This window comes from Longibacter sp., assembly GCF_051155795.1.
Classification (GTDB): Bacteria; Bacteroidota; Rhodothermia; order Rhodothermales; family Salinibacteraceae; genus Longibacter.
This window is the reverse complement of record NZ_DAXETW010000086.1, coordinates 71703-85004: the sequence shown is the minus strand read 5'-3', so window position 1 is coordinate 85004 and position 13302 is coordinate 71703. Positions and strand designations below refer to the sequence as shown.

At 61.5% G+C, this 13302-nt stretch carries 14 protein-coding genes; 6 read left to right on the top strand and 8 right to left on the bottom strand.

Annotation, left to right across the window (positions count from 1 at the left end; all coding sequences use genetic code 11):
* Nucleotides 1-5: 5 nt before the first annotated feature.
* Nucleotides 6-1310 (top strand): isocitrate lyase, encoded by a 1305-nt coding sequence (gene aceA / locus ACFCU0_RS09475; protein WP_434973424.1) that lies wholly within the window; start codon nt 6-8, stop codon nt 1308-1310.
* A 258-nt stretch (nt 1311-1568) separates the two neighbouring features.
* The gene (locus ACFCU0_RS09470; RefSeq protein WP_434973423.1) at nt 1569-2243 is read left to right on the top strand and encodes a hypothetical protein; all 675 of its coding nucleotides are present in this window, start codon (nt 1569-1571) and stop codon (nt 2241-2243) included.
* 109 nt (nt 2244-2352) lie between these two features.
* Here the strand turns inward: ACFCU0_RS09470 and ACFCU0_RS09465 are convergent, their stop codons facing one another.
* Nucleotides 2353-2667: a hypothetical protein gene (locus ACFCU0_RS09465; RefSeq protein ID WP_434973422.1), complete on the bottom strand. Its 315-nt coding sequence runs from the start codon at nt 2665-2667 to the stop codon at nt 2353-2355.
* Nucleotides 2668-2912: 245 nt separating this feature from the next.
* Between ACFCU0_RS09465 and ACFCU0_RS09460 the strand changes: the two genes are divergently transcribed.
* Nucleotides 2913-3605, top strand: coding sequence for an OmpA/MotB family protein (locus ACFCU0_RS09460; RefSeq protein ID WP_434973421.1), 693 nt, complete (start codon nt 2913-2915; stop codon nt 3603-3605).
* 41 nt (nt 3606-3646) lie between these two features.
* Here the strand turns inward: ACFCU0_RS09460 and ACFCU0_RS09455 are convergent, their stop codons facing one another.
* The 3 genes from ACFCU0_RS09455 to ACFCU0_RS09445 all read right to left on the bottom strand — a co-directional run bounded on the left by ACFCU0_RS09455 (nt 3647) and on the right by ACFCU0_RS09445 (nt 6765).
* Nucleotides 3647-4717: a phosphotransferase family protein gene (locus tag ACFCU0_RS09455; RefSeq protein WP_434973420.1), complete on the bottom strand. Its 1071-nt coding sequence runs from the start codon at nt 4715-4717 to the stop codon at nt 3647-3649.
* A 236-nt stretch (nt 4718-4953) separates the two neighbouring features.
* Complete coding sequence (locus ACFCU0_RS09450) at nt 4954-5964, bottom strand: alcohol dehydrogenase (RefSeq protein ID WP_434973466.1); 1011 nt, start codon at nt 5962-5964, stop codon at nt 4954-4956.
* A 300-nt stretch (nt 5965-6264) separates the two neighbouring features.
* On the bottom strand, nt 6265-6765 hold the full coding sequence (locus tag ACFCU0_RS09445; protein ID WP_434973419.1) for an HNH endonuclease: 501 nt from the start codon (nt 6763-6765) through the stop codon (nt 6265-6267).
* Between the two features lie 492 nt (nt 6766-7257).
* Between ACFCU0_RS09445 and ACFCU0_RS09440 the strand changes: the two genes are divergently transcribed.
* Nucleotides 7258-7851 (top strand): hypothetical protein, encoded by a 594-nt coding sequence (locus ACFCU0_RS09440; protein ID WP_434973418.1) that lies wholly within the window; start codon nt 7258-7260, stop codon nt 7849-7851.
* 105 nt (nt 7852-7956) lie between these two features.
* Complete coding sequence (locus ACFCU0_RS09435; RefSeq protein ID WP_434973417.1) at nt 7957-8463, top strand: hypothetical protein; 507 nt, start codon at nt 7957-7959, stop codon at nt 8461-8463.
* A 153-nt stretch (nt 8464-8616) separates the two neighbouring features.
* Here the strand turns inward: ACFCU0_RS09435 and ACFCU0_RS09430 are convergent, their stop codons facing one another.
* The 4 genes from ACFCU0_RS09430 to ACFCU0_RS09415 all read right to left on the bottom strand — a co-directional run bounded on the left by ACFCU0_RS09430 (nt 8617) and on the right by ACFCU0_RS09415 (nt 12152).
* Entirely contained in the window at nt 8617-10020 is a 1404-nt protein-coding gene (locus ACFCU0_RS09430) for a M56 family metallopeptidase (RefSeq protein ID WP_434973416.1), read from the bottom strand.
* Entirely contained in the window at nt 10004-10468 is a 465-nt protein-coding gene (locus ACFCU0_RS09425) for a BlaI/MecI/CopY family transcriptional regulator (protein WP_434973415.1), read from the bottom strand. The genes ACFCU0_RS09430 and ACFCU0_RS09425 overlap by 17 nt, the downstream gene beginning before the upstream one ends.
* Nucleotides 10469-10584: 116 nt before the next feature.
* Nucleotides 10585-11265, bottom strand: coding sequence for a TIGR04283 family arsenosugar biosynthesis glycosyltransferase (locus ACFCU0_RS09420; RefSeq protein ID WP_434973414.1), 681 nt, complete (start codon nt 11263-11265; stop codon nt 10585-10587).
* The gene (locus ACFCU0_RS09415) at nt 11262-12152 is read right to left on the bottom strand and encodes a dimethylarginine dimethylaminohydrolase family protein (RefSeq protein WP_434973413.1); all 891 of its coding nucleotides are present in this window, start codon (nt 12150-12152) and stop codon (nt 11262-11264) included. Before ACFCU0_RS09415 ends, ACFCU0_RS09420 begins: the two co-directional genes overlap by 4 nt.
* A gap of 375 nt (nt 12153-12527) precedes the next feature.
* Here ACFCU0_RS09415 and ACFCU0_RS09410 point away from each other — a divergent pair, with 375 nt between their 5' ends.
* Nucleotides 12528-13193 carry a hypothetical protein gene (locus ACFCU0_RS09410; protein ID WP_434973412.1) on the top strand — a complete coding sequence of 222 codons (666 nt, stop codon included), beginning with the start codon at nt 12528-12530 and terminating at the stop codon, nt 13191-13193.
* The last annotated feature ends 109 nt before the right edge of the window (nt 13194-13302 follow it).

Below are 13302 nucleotides of genomic sequence, written 5' to 3'. Positions count from 1 at the left end.
ATACGATGGACGTAAAACCGAACGGCACTCCAACCACGGAAGAACAAATCGCCGACCTTGAAGCCATGTGGGCAGACGACCCGCGGTGGCAGGGGATCGAGCGTCCGTATTCAGCCGCCGATGTGGTCCGCCTGCGCGGGTCTTTCCAGGTCGAACATACGCTCGCAGAAATGGGAGCCGCACGGCTGTGGCACCTGCTGCACGACGAGGACTACGTCAACGCGTTGGGCGCGCTGACGGGCAACCAGGCCATGCAGCAGGTGAAGGCCGGGCTGAAGGCCATCTACCTGAGCGGCTGGCAGGTTGCGGCGGACGCCAACCTGAGCCGGCAAATGTATCCGGACCAGAGCCTGTATGCATCGAACAGCGTTCCGGACGTCATTCGCCGCATCAACAACACGCTCAAGCGCGCCGACGAACTCCACCACGCGGAGGGAGACGACTCGGTCTACTGGATGGCGCCGATCGTTGCAGACGCAGAAGCAGGACACGGCGGCGTCCTCCATGCGTTCGAATTGATGAAGTCGATGATCGAAGCGGGGGCGGCAGGGGTTCACTTCGAAGATCAGCTTGCGGCGGAGAAGAAGTGCGGCCACCTGGGTGGAAAGGTGCTTGTGCCGACGCAGCAATTCGAGCAGGTTCTGATTGCCGCACGACTGGCGGCGGACGTGATGGGGGTGCCGACCCTCGTGATTGCGAGAACCGATGCGGACAGCGCCCAGCTTCTGACGAGCGACGTAGACGCCCGCGACCGGCCGTTTATCAAGGACGAAGAGCGCACGAGCGAGGGCTTCTATCGCGTAAACGCGGGTCTCGAACTCGCCATCAACCGGAGCCTCAGCTACGCCCCGTACGCGGACCTGCTGTGGTTCGAGACGTCGACGCCCGACCTTCAGGAAGCGCGGGAGTTCGCGGAGGCAATCCACAAGGAGTATCCGGACAAGATGCTCGCGTACAACTGCTCACCGTCCTTCAACTGGCGCGCGCATCTGAACGATGATGAGATCGCGGCTTTCCAGCGGGAGATCGGGGCGATGGGGTACAAGTTCCAGTTCGTCACGCTCGCCGGATTCCATGCGCTGAACTTCAGCATGTTCAATCTCGCAGAGGGTTACCGCGATCGCGGGATGGCGGCCTACTCCGAATTGCAGCAGGCCGAGTTCGACGCCGAAGAGCGCGGTTACACCGCGACGAAGCACCAGCGCGAAGTCGGCACCGGGTACTTCGACGAGGTGAAGAACGTGATTACGGACGGTACCGCGTCGACGGGGGCCATGGAAGGATCGACGGAGTCCGCTCAATTCGCGTGACCGATTCGAACGAAGCGTCCAGCAACCGTTGGATGCCGCGTTCAGACAACAGGAGAGGGGCGTTGGGAGTCATCCCGGCGCCCCTTTCGCTATGTCGTCTCTCTGGCCGGCCCGGCCGCCGGCGTGCGTCTGTTACCTTCTCTGTGGGATAGGCGGCTTTTTCCTGTAGAACAAACAGGCGTTCATTCGTCCCGCTTGGAGTGTCTCCAGCGTGGCACGCACGAAACGTCGCCTCCGCCTCGAAGAAGCTACAGGGTCATGCTGGCATCCACGCGTTTCGCCTGGCTTGTTGTTGCCGTTGGCCTGATCTGGTGCGCCGATCCACTGATCAGTGTCGCGCAGGGTCGGGGGGGCACGTCCGGTCGCCCCGGTGCGGCAGAATGGTGGGCCCCTCGTCCATATGCACAGGAGGGGTACGCCCCGCGCCGCGCCGTCCGCAAAGATGCACCACCGTTTTGCCGCAACCGCCAGGGCCACCCCGTCCACGGCTGGCGCTGGTGTGTTGAGAAAGGCTTCGTTCGCCCGGAGGCACGGCACGCCTGGCGCCCGTACCGGCCGAGTCAGATCGTCGTAGTAAATCGGCGGCCGCGTCAGGTTGTGCGGTCACGCGTCGAGTTTCGCGCCGGGATCATGATCGACCTGCTCGGGCGCGAGCTCTACAGGAACATACGTGGATGGGGGGACCGGTCCGGCTATCACGGCGACCCGGTTGCGCGCTGGGTCCCGTTCGGTGCGCGTGGATGGGTAATGCAGGTGAGTCAGGACGGATTTCCCCTGGCGGAACTGATCGATCGGGATGGCGATCGGCGGATCGATGATGTGTGGGTCTATGAGCCGGAGCGACTGCATCGGGACCGATACCGGGATCGGCGCTACGATGACGATCGCGACGACTGGGAGGAAGACCGGTGGGAGCGTCGCCGGGACCGATGAGACGAGCGTAACGAAAAAACGGTATGAGGACAACTACGACGACGACAGTCGCTGGCGGCGGACGGACCCACGGTGCACTCTGCCAGCTCACCCTGCGGGTCGACAACCGCTAATGGAGAAGATCCGCGAGCAGAATGAGCGGGATACCGAACGAGCCGAGGAGGAGGGCCGTCAGGCACCAGGCGGCGTAGGGCGTCAGCCGGCCACGCCACCAGAGCGTCCAGCGTAACTGGAGCATGGGCCAGTTGGCGACATGGCAGAAGAGAAACAGTAGCGCGAAGAGAATCGCCTCGCTCTCTGCCGAGACGGCAAAGATCTTGATGATCGGCACGCTGATGATAAACAGGCCGATGAAGCCGGTGGAGAGCATCAGCGGGCCGATGTGATCTTGAAACAGGTCGCCGGCACTGATGGGAGGGGGCATGCGTCAGCGGGAGATAACGGTAGGACCGGTGCACCGGGCCTCGTGAAAGAGGTAGAGTGCTTACGATGCAGGGCGGGTACAGGTTGCTCAGAAGCTCGACCGCTGCGGAAGCCGTGTGGAGACCGTTTCAATCTGGTGCAGGGCTTGATCCGCACCTGACGTCGGTCCATATTGTAGTGCCGTCGCCACCGGTTTGCTCCGGGTCGGCGTGCCCCCACCACCCGTTTCATCGCCTGCTTCGTCACGTGACTTCCGTACTCAGACGTCCGTTTGCACCGCACAAGCCGTATGTTGTCCTTCTTCTCGCCGCTCTCCTGGTCGTTTCAGCCGGGTGTTCCGGAACGCCGGCGACCCGTGACTACGACACTCGATCCGACGTGTCGGCAGAAGTGGAGCGCCTCGAAGATGAAAACGAGGCCCTGCGCCAGGACCTGATCGACGCCCGGCGACGGGCGAATTCCGGTGTGATGCGCCGCGGCGAAACGATCGAAGTCCTTTCGACGGACCTTTACTTCGAGAGTGGAAGTGCTCAATTGACGTCTGAAGGCGTCGAAAAGCTGAAAAGCGTGGCCGGCACGCTCAACCGCGAGTACCCGGATCGGATTGTGCGGGTGGAAGGCTACACCGACGATCAGCCCATCGGCGATAAACTGAAATCGAAGTTTCCGAGCAACTGGGAGTTATCGACCGGTCGGGCCGCCGCTGTCGTCCGCCACCTTCAGTGGACCCACGACATCTCGCCGGAACGATTCGAGGTCGTCGGGTTCGGTCCGTATCAGCCCATCGCCACGAACGAAACCGCCGACGGTCGACGGGAGAACCGCCGCGTGCGGATCGCGGTACTGCCCGGCAGCGAACCCGACGCGATCGGCTCCGACCGGTCGCTGGACAGACCGTCCGGGTCGCCGGGCCGACCGGGAGCACGGAAGGGGTTTTAAACGATCTCTTTGAGTATCTCCGGCACCGGAGAGATGCTTTTCTACGCCGTGTCCCATTCCCCGTGTGCCACGTCGCGAGCGGCATGTGCCGTGATTTCGATCATCGGACCGAGCGCGGCAAAGCGTTCGTCCTGAGTCTGTCCGCGCTCATACCGGATATAGATCTGCGCGACGATCACCGCGAGCCGAAACAGCCCAAGTGCGTGGTAGAATCGGATGTCGCCGACGTCCCGCCCGCTGCGATCTGCGTACCGGGAAACGATTGACTGTCGTGAGGGAAAGCGGTTGTCGACCGGCATGGTCGCAAACTGTTGAAACGGTGCAGGATCGGACGGCTGCACCCAGTAGGTGAGGAGGGAACCGAGGTCGCTCAACGGGTCGCCGAGAGTGCACATGTCCCAGTCGAAGACGGCAACCGGCGTTCCTGGGTCGCCGGTATTGAGCATGAGGTTGTCGAGCTTGTAGTCGTTGTGAACGAGCGACGTCGCACCTTCTTCTGGGCGGTGACCCAATAGCCACTCGTAAACGTCCGTCATCGCGGCGACGTCCTCGGTTTTTGCTGCTTCCCAGCGCCGGTACCAGCCCTCGATCTGACGCTCGATGAATCCCTCCGGGCGTCCGAGCTCGCCAAGGCCGACCGCCTCGTAGTCGACGGCATGCAGGTCAGCCAGGGCGTCGATGAGGGCCTCTGCCATCTGCTGCGGTGCGTCCGAGATGTCCCGGAAGGCGTCAGGCATGGTTTCCCGCACCACGACGCCGTGCCGGCGTTCCATCACGAAGAAGTCTGCGCCGATGAGCGATGCGTCCCCGCAATAAACAAACGCTTCGGGAGCAAGTGAAAACGCCTGATGAAGGCGGGACAGGACCGTGTACTCGCGTTCCATGTCGTGTGCCTTGTCGGCGACCGGTCCGAGCGGCGGCCGTCGGAGAACGTACTCCGCCTTGCCGTAATCGAGAAGGTAGGTCAGGTTGGCTTTTCCGCCCCCGAATTGTCGTACCTCCGGTGTGCCGGACGCGCCTGGGAGCCGCGGCTCCAGAAAATCTGCCACGGCGGTCACGTCGAACGACTCGTCCTCGCGGACGTCGATAATCTGCTCGGATGGATCGGGCACGGGGACTCATGGGATCGATGAGGAGATCTGCGAGGGCAAAGCCATGATAGGGCACGTAGCTCAAAGTGCCAATCGCGCGCCGGGGGAACGGTGCGCGCAATGCCAGAGATATCCGGTGCACTCAAACCGCGGTGGTTCCATACAGAAACCGCTCAGCCGGATCACATGCTGCAGGCCCTGGAGCCCGCAACATGGTCGGATGAGCGGTTTCACGATCGTGTCCTCAAGATGACGCTTCAGCTGCCGGGAACCAGCACAACCCGGAATCGAGCGTCGTTATTCATCATGCGCTCGTAGGCTGCGTCTGCGTCCGTCAGCGGGAACGTCTCGATCAACGGGGCCACATCGTTCAGAGCGCTAAAGTCCAGCGTATCCTCTGAATCATCCGCCGATCCGGAAGGCCATCCCTGAACGGATTTCCTTCCCATAATAAGCTGCATCGGCGAGATCTCGATCGGTTCGGCGGTAGCGGCCACGATCATGAGTTTGCCGTCGCGGGCGAGTCCGTTTGCAACCGCTGTGATCGCAGCGGAGCTTGGCGCCGTGGCCAGGATGACGTTTGCGCCACCGAGCGCTTGCAACTTCTCGGATGGGTCCCCATCCGTCGCATCGATAAAGTGATCCGCTCCCAGCTCGTAGGCCAGATCCTCTTTGTCGGTGCCACGAGACAGGGCGATTACCTCGCAGCCGAACGATGCGGCGTACTGAATGCCGAGGTGTCCGAGTCCGCCGACGCCCTGAACAGCCACGCGGTCGCCGGGCGTCAGGCCGCTGTTGCGGAGCGCGTTAAATGTGGTGATGCCGGCGCAGAGGAGTGGGGCTGCCTCGTCGAAGTCGAGATCATCCGGCATACGGGCGACCGCCTCTGCCGGGGCGCACATATATTCCGCGTACCCGCCGTCAAAGGAAATACCGGTCACTTTGCCGTTCTCACAATTCACAAAGTCGCCGTCGCGACACGCGGGACAGGTGAAGTCATGCCCACCGTGCCAGCCGACACCGACGCGGTCGCCTTCGCCCCACATTTCGACGCGATCGCCGACGGCATCGACGATCCCGGTCACCTCGTGGCCGGGGACGCGCGGGTACTCGATGCCGGGGAATGCACCTTCCTTCACGAAGGCATCGCTGTGGCAGATGCCACAGGCTCTTACCGCAATGCGAACTTCTCCGGGGCCCGGTTCCGGGATGTCGAGATCGACGACATTGAAGTCTCCACCTGCTTCCTGGACCTGCACAGCTTTCATGGTAGCCATAAACGGATCTGTTGTCTGGTGGTGAGAGATCGTGCTTCGCCAGAACCCTCAACCACACCGGTACCATTGCGGTCCGCCAGGGGGGACTTTGTTTCGTTTTCCTCTCATCACCCCGTTGCAGAAGAATGTGCGGCCTGAGGAAAGCTGCAGGATCAGGGTGCGGCAGGATCAGGGTGCGGTATCCGGTATGCGCAGACACGCTGACTACGGAAAGAGGCGGCGCTGCCACATATGGATCAAACGTCAGCGGGCCCTGTCGGCCGGGAATAGAAAGGCGTCACGGCCGATCCCCTAGGAGAGAAAGAGGTACGGCTTCCATGTGTCGTCGACGCTCCCGACGAAATCCCGGATGAACATGACATAGCTGGGCCGGAACGGCTCTCGGTCAAGCTCCATGCCCACTTCGTCCGGCGTGCGGTCGCCCTTTGCGTTATTGCAGGAGACGCAGGCCGTGACCAGGTTCTCCCAGGTATCACGACCTCCGCGAGACTTGGGCAGAACGTGATCGATCGTCAAATCGTCGCGGGACCCACAGTACTGGCACGTGTTCTGGTCCCGTTTGATGATATTTTTCCGGGACAGCATCACGCGCTTGTAGGGCACGCTCGCGTACTGCTTCAGGCGGACAATACTGGGCCAGGGAAAACGCAGACTGGGCGACCGGATGTACTCATCCGGCACCGACTCGACCAGATGCACCTTCTGGAGATGCATCAGGATGATGGCCCGCTGCACGCTACAGACCGTAAGTGCGCTATAGTCCTGATTTAGAACAAGTACGTGACCGCTCATGGTCGATGGCCCTCTGCCTGCCTCGTAAGACGACGTTTCGAACGAAGTAGAACCGGCTTGAGGTCGCGTCGCGGTCGCGTAGCGTTGCATAGGCAAATGGTTCTGAAGGGGATGTCCTCTCCCGGAAAACCGGGGACTGTGATCAGTCGACGTGGGGACAAACGAGAGAACCGCCGCGTGGGCGCTTCTCTGTCAGCTATCTCCCATATCTAAACTTTCATCTTTTGTTTCCTGAATCTCCCCGGCATCGCTCCGCGACGCGGCTCTTTACGGTCCAATAACGAGCTCGGCTGCGTTGCAGCTCCGCGGGCACGCTCGCCGCCGACCCGGTTGTCCCATGATCCATAGGTGACCGCGTCGTCATCCATAGATCGAGCGGAGTCGGTGGAAACGAGCACTTGGTAGCGAAGATGTGGCCGTACCTTACGATTGGTGCGGCCTGCGTGCTGTGCCCCCCTTGATCTCAGGCGCTTTACCCCAGGCTTTCATGCGATGAGCACTCTCTCTCTCCCTCCGGGCCTGCGTGTCTTTCGAGGCATCATCCGGAGCTTTTTGATTCTTTCCATTCTGGTCTGCACCGGCGCGCCGGCGCTCTCGCCGGCCACCGCGCAGGCAGACGGTCGTCTTGTGGTGGACTCCGTGCAGGTCGAGCCGTTCGCGCCATGGTCAGACATCTGCCCGTCCCGTACCGGCTCGGATGCAACGCTCATCTTTCCCCACACCGCCGACGTGGCCGCCGTTGGAATGCCGGTGCAGCCCGGCGACGAACTCGCCGTCTTTACCCCGTCCGGCCAATGCGCGGGACACATGACCTGGACCGGGGACTCCGTTGCACTCACGGTATGGGGCGACGACCCGATGACCGACGAGGTTGACGGGATGAAACCGGGACAGAACATGCACTTCCGGATTCGGCGGTCGGAAACGTCCGTAGAATACACGCAAGAACAGGCATCGGTGACGGTGTCGTTTGCAGATCACGAACCGTACCTCACCCACACCGCCGTGTTCGTGCCGGATGGCATCTATATCATCCGCTCTCTAACAATCGGCACGCTCGAGCACGCCGAAGCATCAGAGAAGTGACGTCGTTTGCGACGGCTTCACGTCAAATCATCGGATGCAACAGATCCTGGCCGGGGACAGAACGTTACGCGTAGTGTTCTTGTCTGACAATAACGTCTCCGTCCCGTGACTCGACTCGTCGCACGCGGTGCCTGGATCGTCCCCCTGTTCTTTCTCGTGGTCGCTCTGCATCAGGGGAAAACCACCGTTGACCTGCAGGCGACTCTCGACCAGGGAAAGCCCGCTACAGCCGAAATCCTTGAGGTGCACGAGGAGAATCGAGTCGATGTCACCTTCGACTGGGTCTCACTTCGTGTGCCCTTGGAGGATGGTAGCGTCATCACAAAGGACAAGCTGGCCCTTCCTCACTCGTTGATTCCGCTTGTTAGCGACAAGGAGACCGTCGAGGTGCGCGTCAACCCCGGGGCGAGTCAGGACGTCGTGATCACATCGATCGTCAGTACGCAGTGGCGCATCGCAGCGATGAACGCCGCGATCGCGTTCGTTGCCGCCCTCCTGTTCGCCGGCGGTGTGTTCTACTGGAATCGCAGCCTGAGCCGGGTCGGTGATCCTGCTCAGCGCGGCGTCGACGAGCCGGACCCGGATCACCCCGCACGAAAGGTGGCCTGGTAACCGGCGCAAACAAGCAGGTTACGTCGTATCGGCACGAGAATGTATCGGCACGACAAACGCCCGGCGGACAAACCGACCGGGCGTTCTCCGTTGTGTGACAACCTAACGGATGCGACGGTGATCATCCGGTGGCGGTGAGCGCCGAGAGACCGGCTATCCGGTTGTCCCTTGTGTCGACTCTGCATGCTGAAAGGTGATCGGAAGGGTCATCTCCACAGGCACGGCCTTTCCGTTCTGTCGACCAGGCGTGAAATCGGTCGCCCGCACGACACGGAGCGCTTCGTCGTCCAGCAGGTCGTGGACGCCCTGCGCAATGGTCGCTTCCTGAACGTTTCCGTTCGCATCCACGACGAACTGCACCAGCACGCGGCCTTCGACACCGGCTTCGTACGCAGACTCCGGATACTGCATCGCTTCCTGGACGGCCTGTAACCCACCGACGATTTTCGGATACGCATCGACGGCCGAGGGCGGTGACGCCGGCTTGTCGCTGGAGGAGGAGGTCGTGACAGGGTTTTCGGCATCGGTTGACGGAGACCCTGAAGGCGCATCCGTACAGGCAACGATGCCTATGGTCAGCAGCGACAGCACACCGATGCTGAGGGTTCGAATGATAGCAGAAGACGGGGAGGGGCGGCTGAACGTCATGGCTTGCAGGCGTTCCTGGAGAGTAGATGCTGATTGGCTGAGGGCAACGGAGTGGATCGGTCGGGATCGCGTGGCGACGTCGCGAAGCAGGCGCGCATACGTACCGCGTCTGCAGGAGAGCGTGCTCAGTACCCGGGCATCGCAGGCCGTCTCGCGGTCGAAAACGATTGATCGTGCGAGACGACGGATAAGTGGGTGTAGTGCCCCGACGGCGACGACCCATCGTTCGACGATGGCACTCACGTCGTCGTACCGCTGAAGATGAACCAGCTCATGGGCGAGGGCCATCCGAAGCCGGTCCTGGCTAATCTGTTCATCCGCGTTCTGGGCCATCCACGTGGGGAGAACAATGTGCGGCGGACGGCCGGGGACGAGCATGGGAACGTCGGTGCTCGAGATCCGCAGGAGTGCCGGGCGCGTGAGCCCGAGATTCGACCGGAGGTTCCGCTCGATCCGGTGCACGTGATCACTTGCATCCTGGTGTGTTTGGCGGCGGAGCCCGCATAGCTTTCGTGTGTGGACGGCCAGCCGAACGACGCCGGCGATCCCGCATAGCAGGGCTATGATTGTGAGAAGGCCGAGCGCATGCGTCCAGTCGATGGCCGAGCCTGTTCCACCGGCGACATCCACGGTCGGCAACGACAAGACGCTGGTCCCGAGTCGAGACGCAACATCGTGCACCGGAGCGCTTGAAACGGGCAGATGCAGGACGAGGCCCGCGATGAGGCTGATCGGGAGCGCGAACAGGAGCGCCTGTCGAACGCGATACCGAACAAGGGGAGACGGGCGGATACCGCGAAGAAGGCCGTCGATGAGCATTGCGCCCACTGTCCAAATACCCACCGGGATCCAGAGGGCGTGTGCTGTTGCGCGGCCGATGTCGTGAAGAACTTCAAGCATCGTCATCATGAGAGCCTGATCGACTGGACGTAGAGTCGGCGTTTTCCTCGATACCCGGACCGCGATCTGCTGCGTCCTGCGCGTCAAGCTGCGCGAGGATGTCCCGAATCGACGCTTGCTCGTCTTCGTCTAGCTTCTCTCGCTGGATCAGCGTCTGAAGGAGCGCGGAAGGGGAGCCGTGAAAAACCTTGTCCATCAGGCGATGCAACAGCGTATGTTGTACGTCTTCTTGTGGCACGGCGGCCGAGTAGACGTACGAGCGGCCGTCCTTCCGGTACTGCAGGTATCCTTTCTCCGACAGTTTCTTGAGAACGGTCATGACCGTCGTATACGCGATGTCCCGATCCCGGAGGATTCGCTCTCGCACATCGGAGACCGTCGCTTCGCCGAGATCCCACACGTGATGGAGAACTTCCATCTCCGTCTCGCCGAGAGATGTGAGTGACTTCTTTCGCATGTGGATGTCGTGTTAGCCTGAATTACTCCTTCTATAGTACTACTCATGTAGTACTTTGTCAAGCAGGCGTTGATGTCGGGTGGGAGAGGTGGTGGTCAGGCACAGGGGGTAGACCGCTATCCCCGCCCTTCGTCGTACCGGTACAGGTGGGCGACGGACGCCGGGGACGTGCCGGCGACGTAGTGCAACCAGAGGCGGAGGTTATGGAGTTGCTGCCGGAGCGCCCCGTTTCGCTGGAACCGGCGGGCGGATGTCGTGACGGTGGCGGACAGGTGGGCGAAGCCCCCATGGTTGGCGAGCCGTGTGGCCATTTCAAGGTCTTCGAACACCGGCCATTTCGGGAAGCCGCCGACCGCGTCGAAGGCCTCCCGCGTCGTAAAGAGACCCCGGTCTCCGAAGCACAGCTTCATCCACGGTATGCGTGTGCAGGCTGCGAAAAACCGAAGCGCAGGCGTGGAGGGCTGGAACTGGAGCCGAAACGTTCCCGCACAGACGCTTCCGGACCGGATCGCCCGGCGAGCCGAGGCGAGGGCAGGTTTCGACAACAGCGTGTCCGCGTGGAGAAACAGCAGGATGTCGCCGGTAGCGGCGTCCGCGCCCGCATTCATCTGGTGAGCGCGTCCACGGTCGGCTCGGAGCACCTGCGCGCGTCGCGCTGCGATGGCACGCGTCTCGTCCGTCGAGCCGCCGTCCACCACGATGATCTCATGACAGGGCCCACTCGTACGAACGGAATCGATCGTGGACCGGATGTGCTCGGCCTCGTTCAGTGTCGGAATGATGACGGACAGGTTCACCAGATCATTTGCTTCATGCAGAAGACGGATCCGCCTGACTTCAGAAACTCGCTGGTGTCGAGCTCTACCGGATGGAAGCCGGCATCAGCCAGCCGTCCGACCGTCTCGGTGCATCCTTCCTGGATAAAGACATGGTCGCCGTCGGGGCAGTGCGCATTACAGGCGAACTGATGTCTCGACTCGCCCTCGGGCGCCTCAACGACCGTGTCGAAGAACCGGTGGATCAGGCGAAGGGCCTCGTCATCGAACGCATCGGGAAAGATGAGTACGCTGTCGGTGTTGAGCGCCGAGAAGCACGTGTCCAGATGATAGAACTCCGGATCCGACAGGGACAGCGCGATGACTCGCACGTCGATCAGCTCCGCGAGTGCTTCATACGTTTCACGATCTGTTCGGAAGCCGTAGCCGCCCCATAGTAGGCGGCGCCCCGGATGCCAGATGGCGTCTCCCATTCCCTCAAAGTCGATGTCGATCTCTTCCGGAAGGGACTGCACGTCATACCCGATTGCATCGAAAAAGGCCGCGTAGTGCGGTACCTCGTTTTGGCGCTCCGGTGCGTGCATGCGGCTGAGCACGATGCCGTTGCGCCCGTCGGTCGTTTTGTAGGGGAGCGTTTGGTTCGCGCAGAATACCATGTCCGGAAGACCCGCCTCGCCGTCGACGATAAGCGGTTCGACGTCCACGGCCGAGTAGGCCGCCCGGAGTGCTTTCCACTGCTGCATCGCGACCGGCTGATTCACGCCACCAATGTTGCCGCTCATGTGTGGGTTGATGACGTACTCCACGTCGAAGTAGTCGGGCGAGGTCAGCACAACCCGGCGGGGACGTTCAAGCGACGCGCAATCATCGAGCGAAAAGTCAATCGAGTCAAGGTTGGTGTATACCATGCAGGGGTAAGGACTGATCAGAAGTCGTCTGAGTGCACTGGTGAAGCGATGACGCCGCCGCTGATACGGGGCGTTGCACGCCGATCCGGCGACCGGAAACATGTTTTCAACATAGGCGATCGCGGTCGCAAAATAAATCGAATGTATTGCCGAACGTCATGATCGAAGCGTTAGAATGGCATAATTGGCTATTCAGTGTTACGTTTGGGGAAGGAAGCGCGTCTTCATTGTTGAGAGAATCCTGGATAGAACGCACGTTCACCTGGATTTCCCTGTGACAGTAGTCCGTCGTCGACGCCTTTCCGGGCAGGCATCAGCCTGGTGTGGCTACCCGGCGTCGCCTGTTGTCCTCCCATTCATTTCCCTCCTTCTGCCATGATACATTCACTTCTTTCTCTTTCGTACGTGTCTCGACGAGCCGTCGTCGCCGTATTGCTCGTTTCGGTCGCGTTCACAGCCCGACCGCAGGATGCCACCGCGCAGCGGTGGCTTCAGACGACGCAGGTTGTCGCGCCGGTACAGGCCGAGTCTGCGACGCGCGCGCTACTCGACACGCTCGTCAATGTGATCGACCGGTCCGACTCGCTCGTGGTGAAGCGGTCTCCGGAAGCACCGACGCAGATGCCGGTGCAAGAGCTTCGCGACATGTTGATCGAGACGGAGGGGATCGGCCTCTCAAGCGCGAATAATGTCTTCATCGACTACCGCTTTGAAGTCGACCGGGACGGGTTCAGAGAGTCGGTGACCGATCTGTACTTCATTTACCGGCCGCCGGGAGCGGGGGAGGAAGACATTCCCATCATGTATCTGAGCGCGCGCCACGACTGGGTGCGGGAGGTCTTGCAAGAGAAGGGCACCAAAATGATAACGAACGAAGCGGCCATCCAGCCTTTCGCCGATCAGATCGCGTTCGCGAAAATCACGCGCGGCCAGGAGGTGCAGGTCGTGGAGGTCGGCAATCGCACGATTCGCGAAGGGTTTCGCACGAAAGAGCGCAACCTGATCGAGCGAATCATGCGACTGTCGTATTCATCCCGGTAAAGCGCCGCCGGTAAGCTTGCACGGTATGCGCCCGCTCGCGCGAGCGGGACCCGGATTCGGTAAACGAAACGACGCCTGCTCTCCAGCACCGGGGGCAGGCGTCGCTATT

Coding starts and splice junctions, on each gene's coding strand:
- ACFCU0_RS09465 (WP_434973422.1), bottom strand. CDS start 2,667: ATGCCCCCTCCCATCAGTGCCGGCGACCTGTTTCAAGATCACATCGGC.
- ACFCU0_RS09445 (WP_434973419.1), bottom strand. CDS start 6,765: ATGAGCGGTCACGTACTTGTTCTAAATCAGGACTATAGCGCACTTACG.
- ACFCU0_RS09470 (WP_434973423.1), top strand. CDS start 1,569: ATGCTGGCATCCACGCGTTTCGCCTGGCTTGTTGTTGCCGTTGGCCTG.
- ACFCU0_RS09415 (WP_434973413.1), bottom strand. CDS start 12,152: ATGGTATACACCAACCTTGACTCGATTGACTTTTCGCTCGATGATTGC.
- ACFCU0_RS09410 (WP_434973412.1), top strand. CDS start 12,528: ATGATACATTCACTTCTTTCTCTTTCGTACGTGTCTCGACGAGCCGTC.
- ACFCU0_RS09425 (WP_434973415.1), bottom strand. CDS start 10,468: ATGCGAAAGAAGTCACTCACATCTCTCGGCGAGACGGAGATGGAAGTT.
- ACFCU0_RS09430 (WP_434973416.1), bottom strand. CDS start 10,020: ATGATGACGATGCTTGAAGTTCTTCACGACATCGGCCGCGCAACAGCA.
- ACFCU0_RS09450 (WP_434973466.1), bottom strand. CDS start 5,964: ATGAAAGCTGTGCAGGTCCAGGAAGCAGGTGGAGACTTCAATGTCGTC.
- ACFCU0_RS09440 (WP_434973418.1), top strand. CDS start 7,258: ATGAGCACTCTCTCTCTCCCTCCGGGCCTGCGTGTCTTTCGAGGCATC.
- aceA (WP_434973424.1), top strand. CDS start 6: ATGGACGTAAAACCGAACGGCACTCCAACCACGGAAGAACAAATCGCC.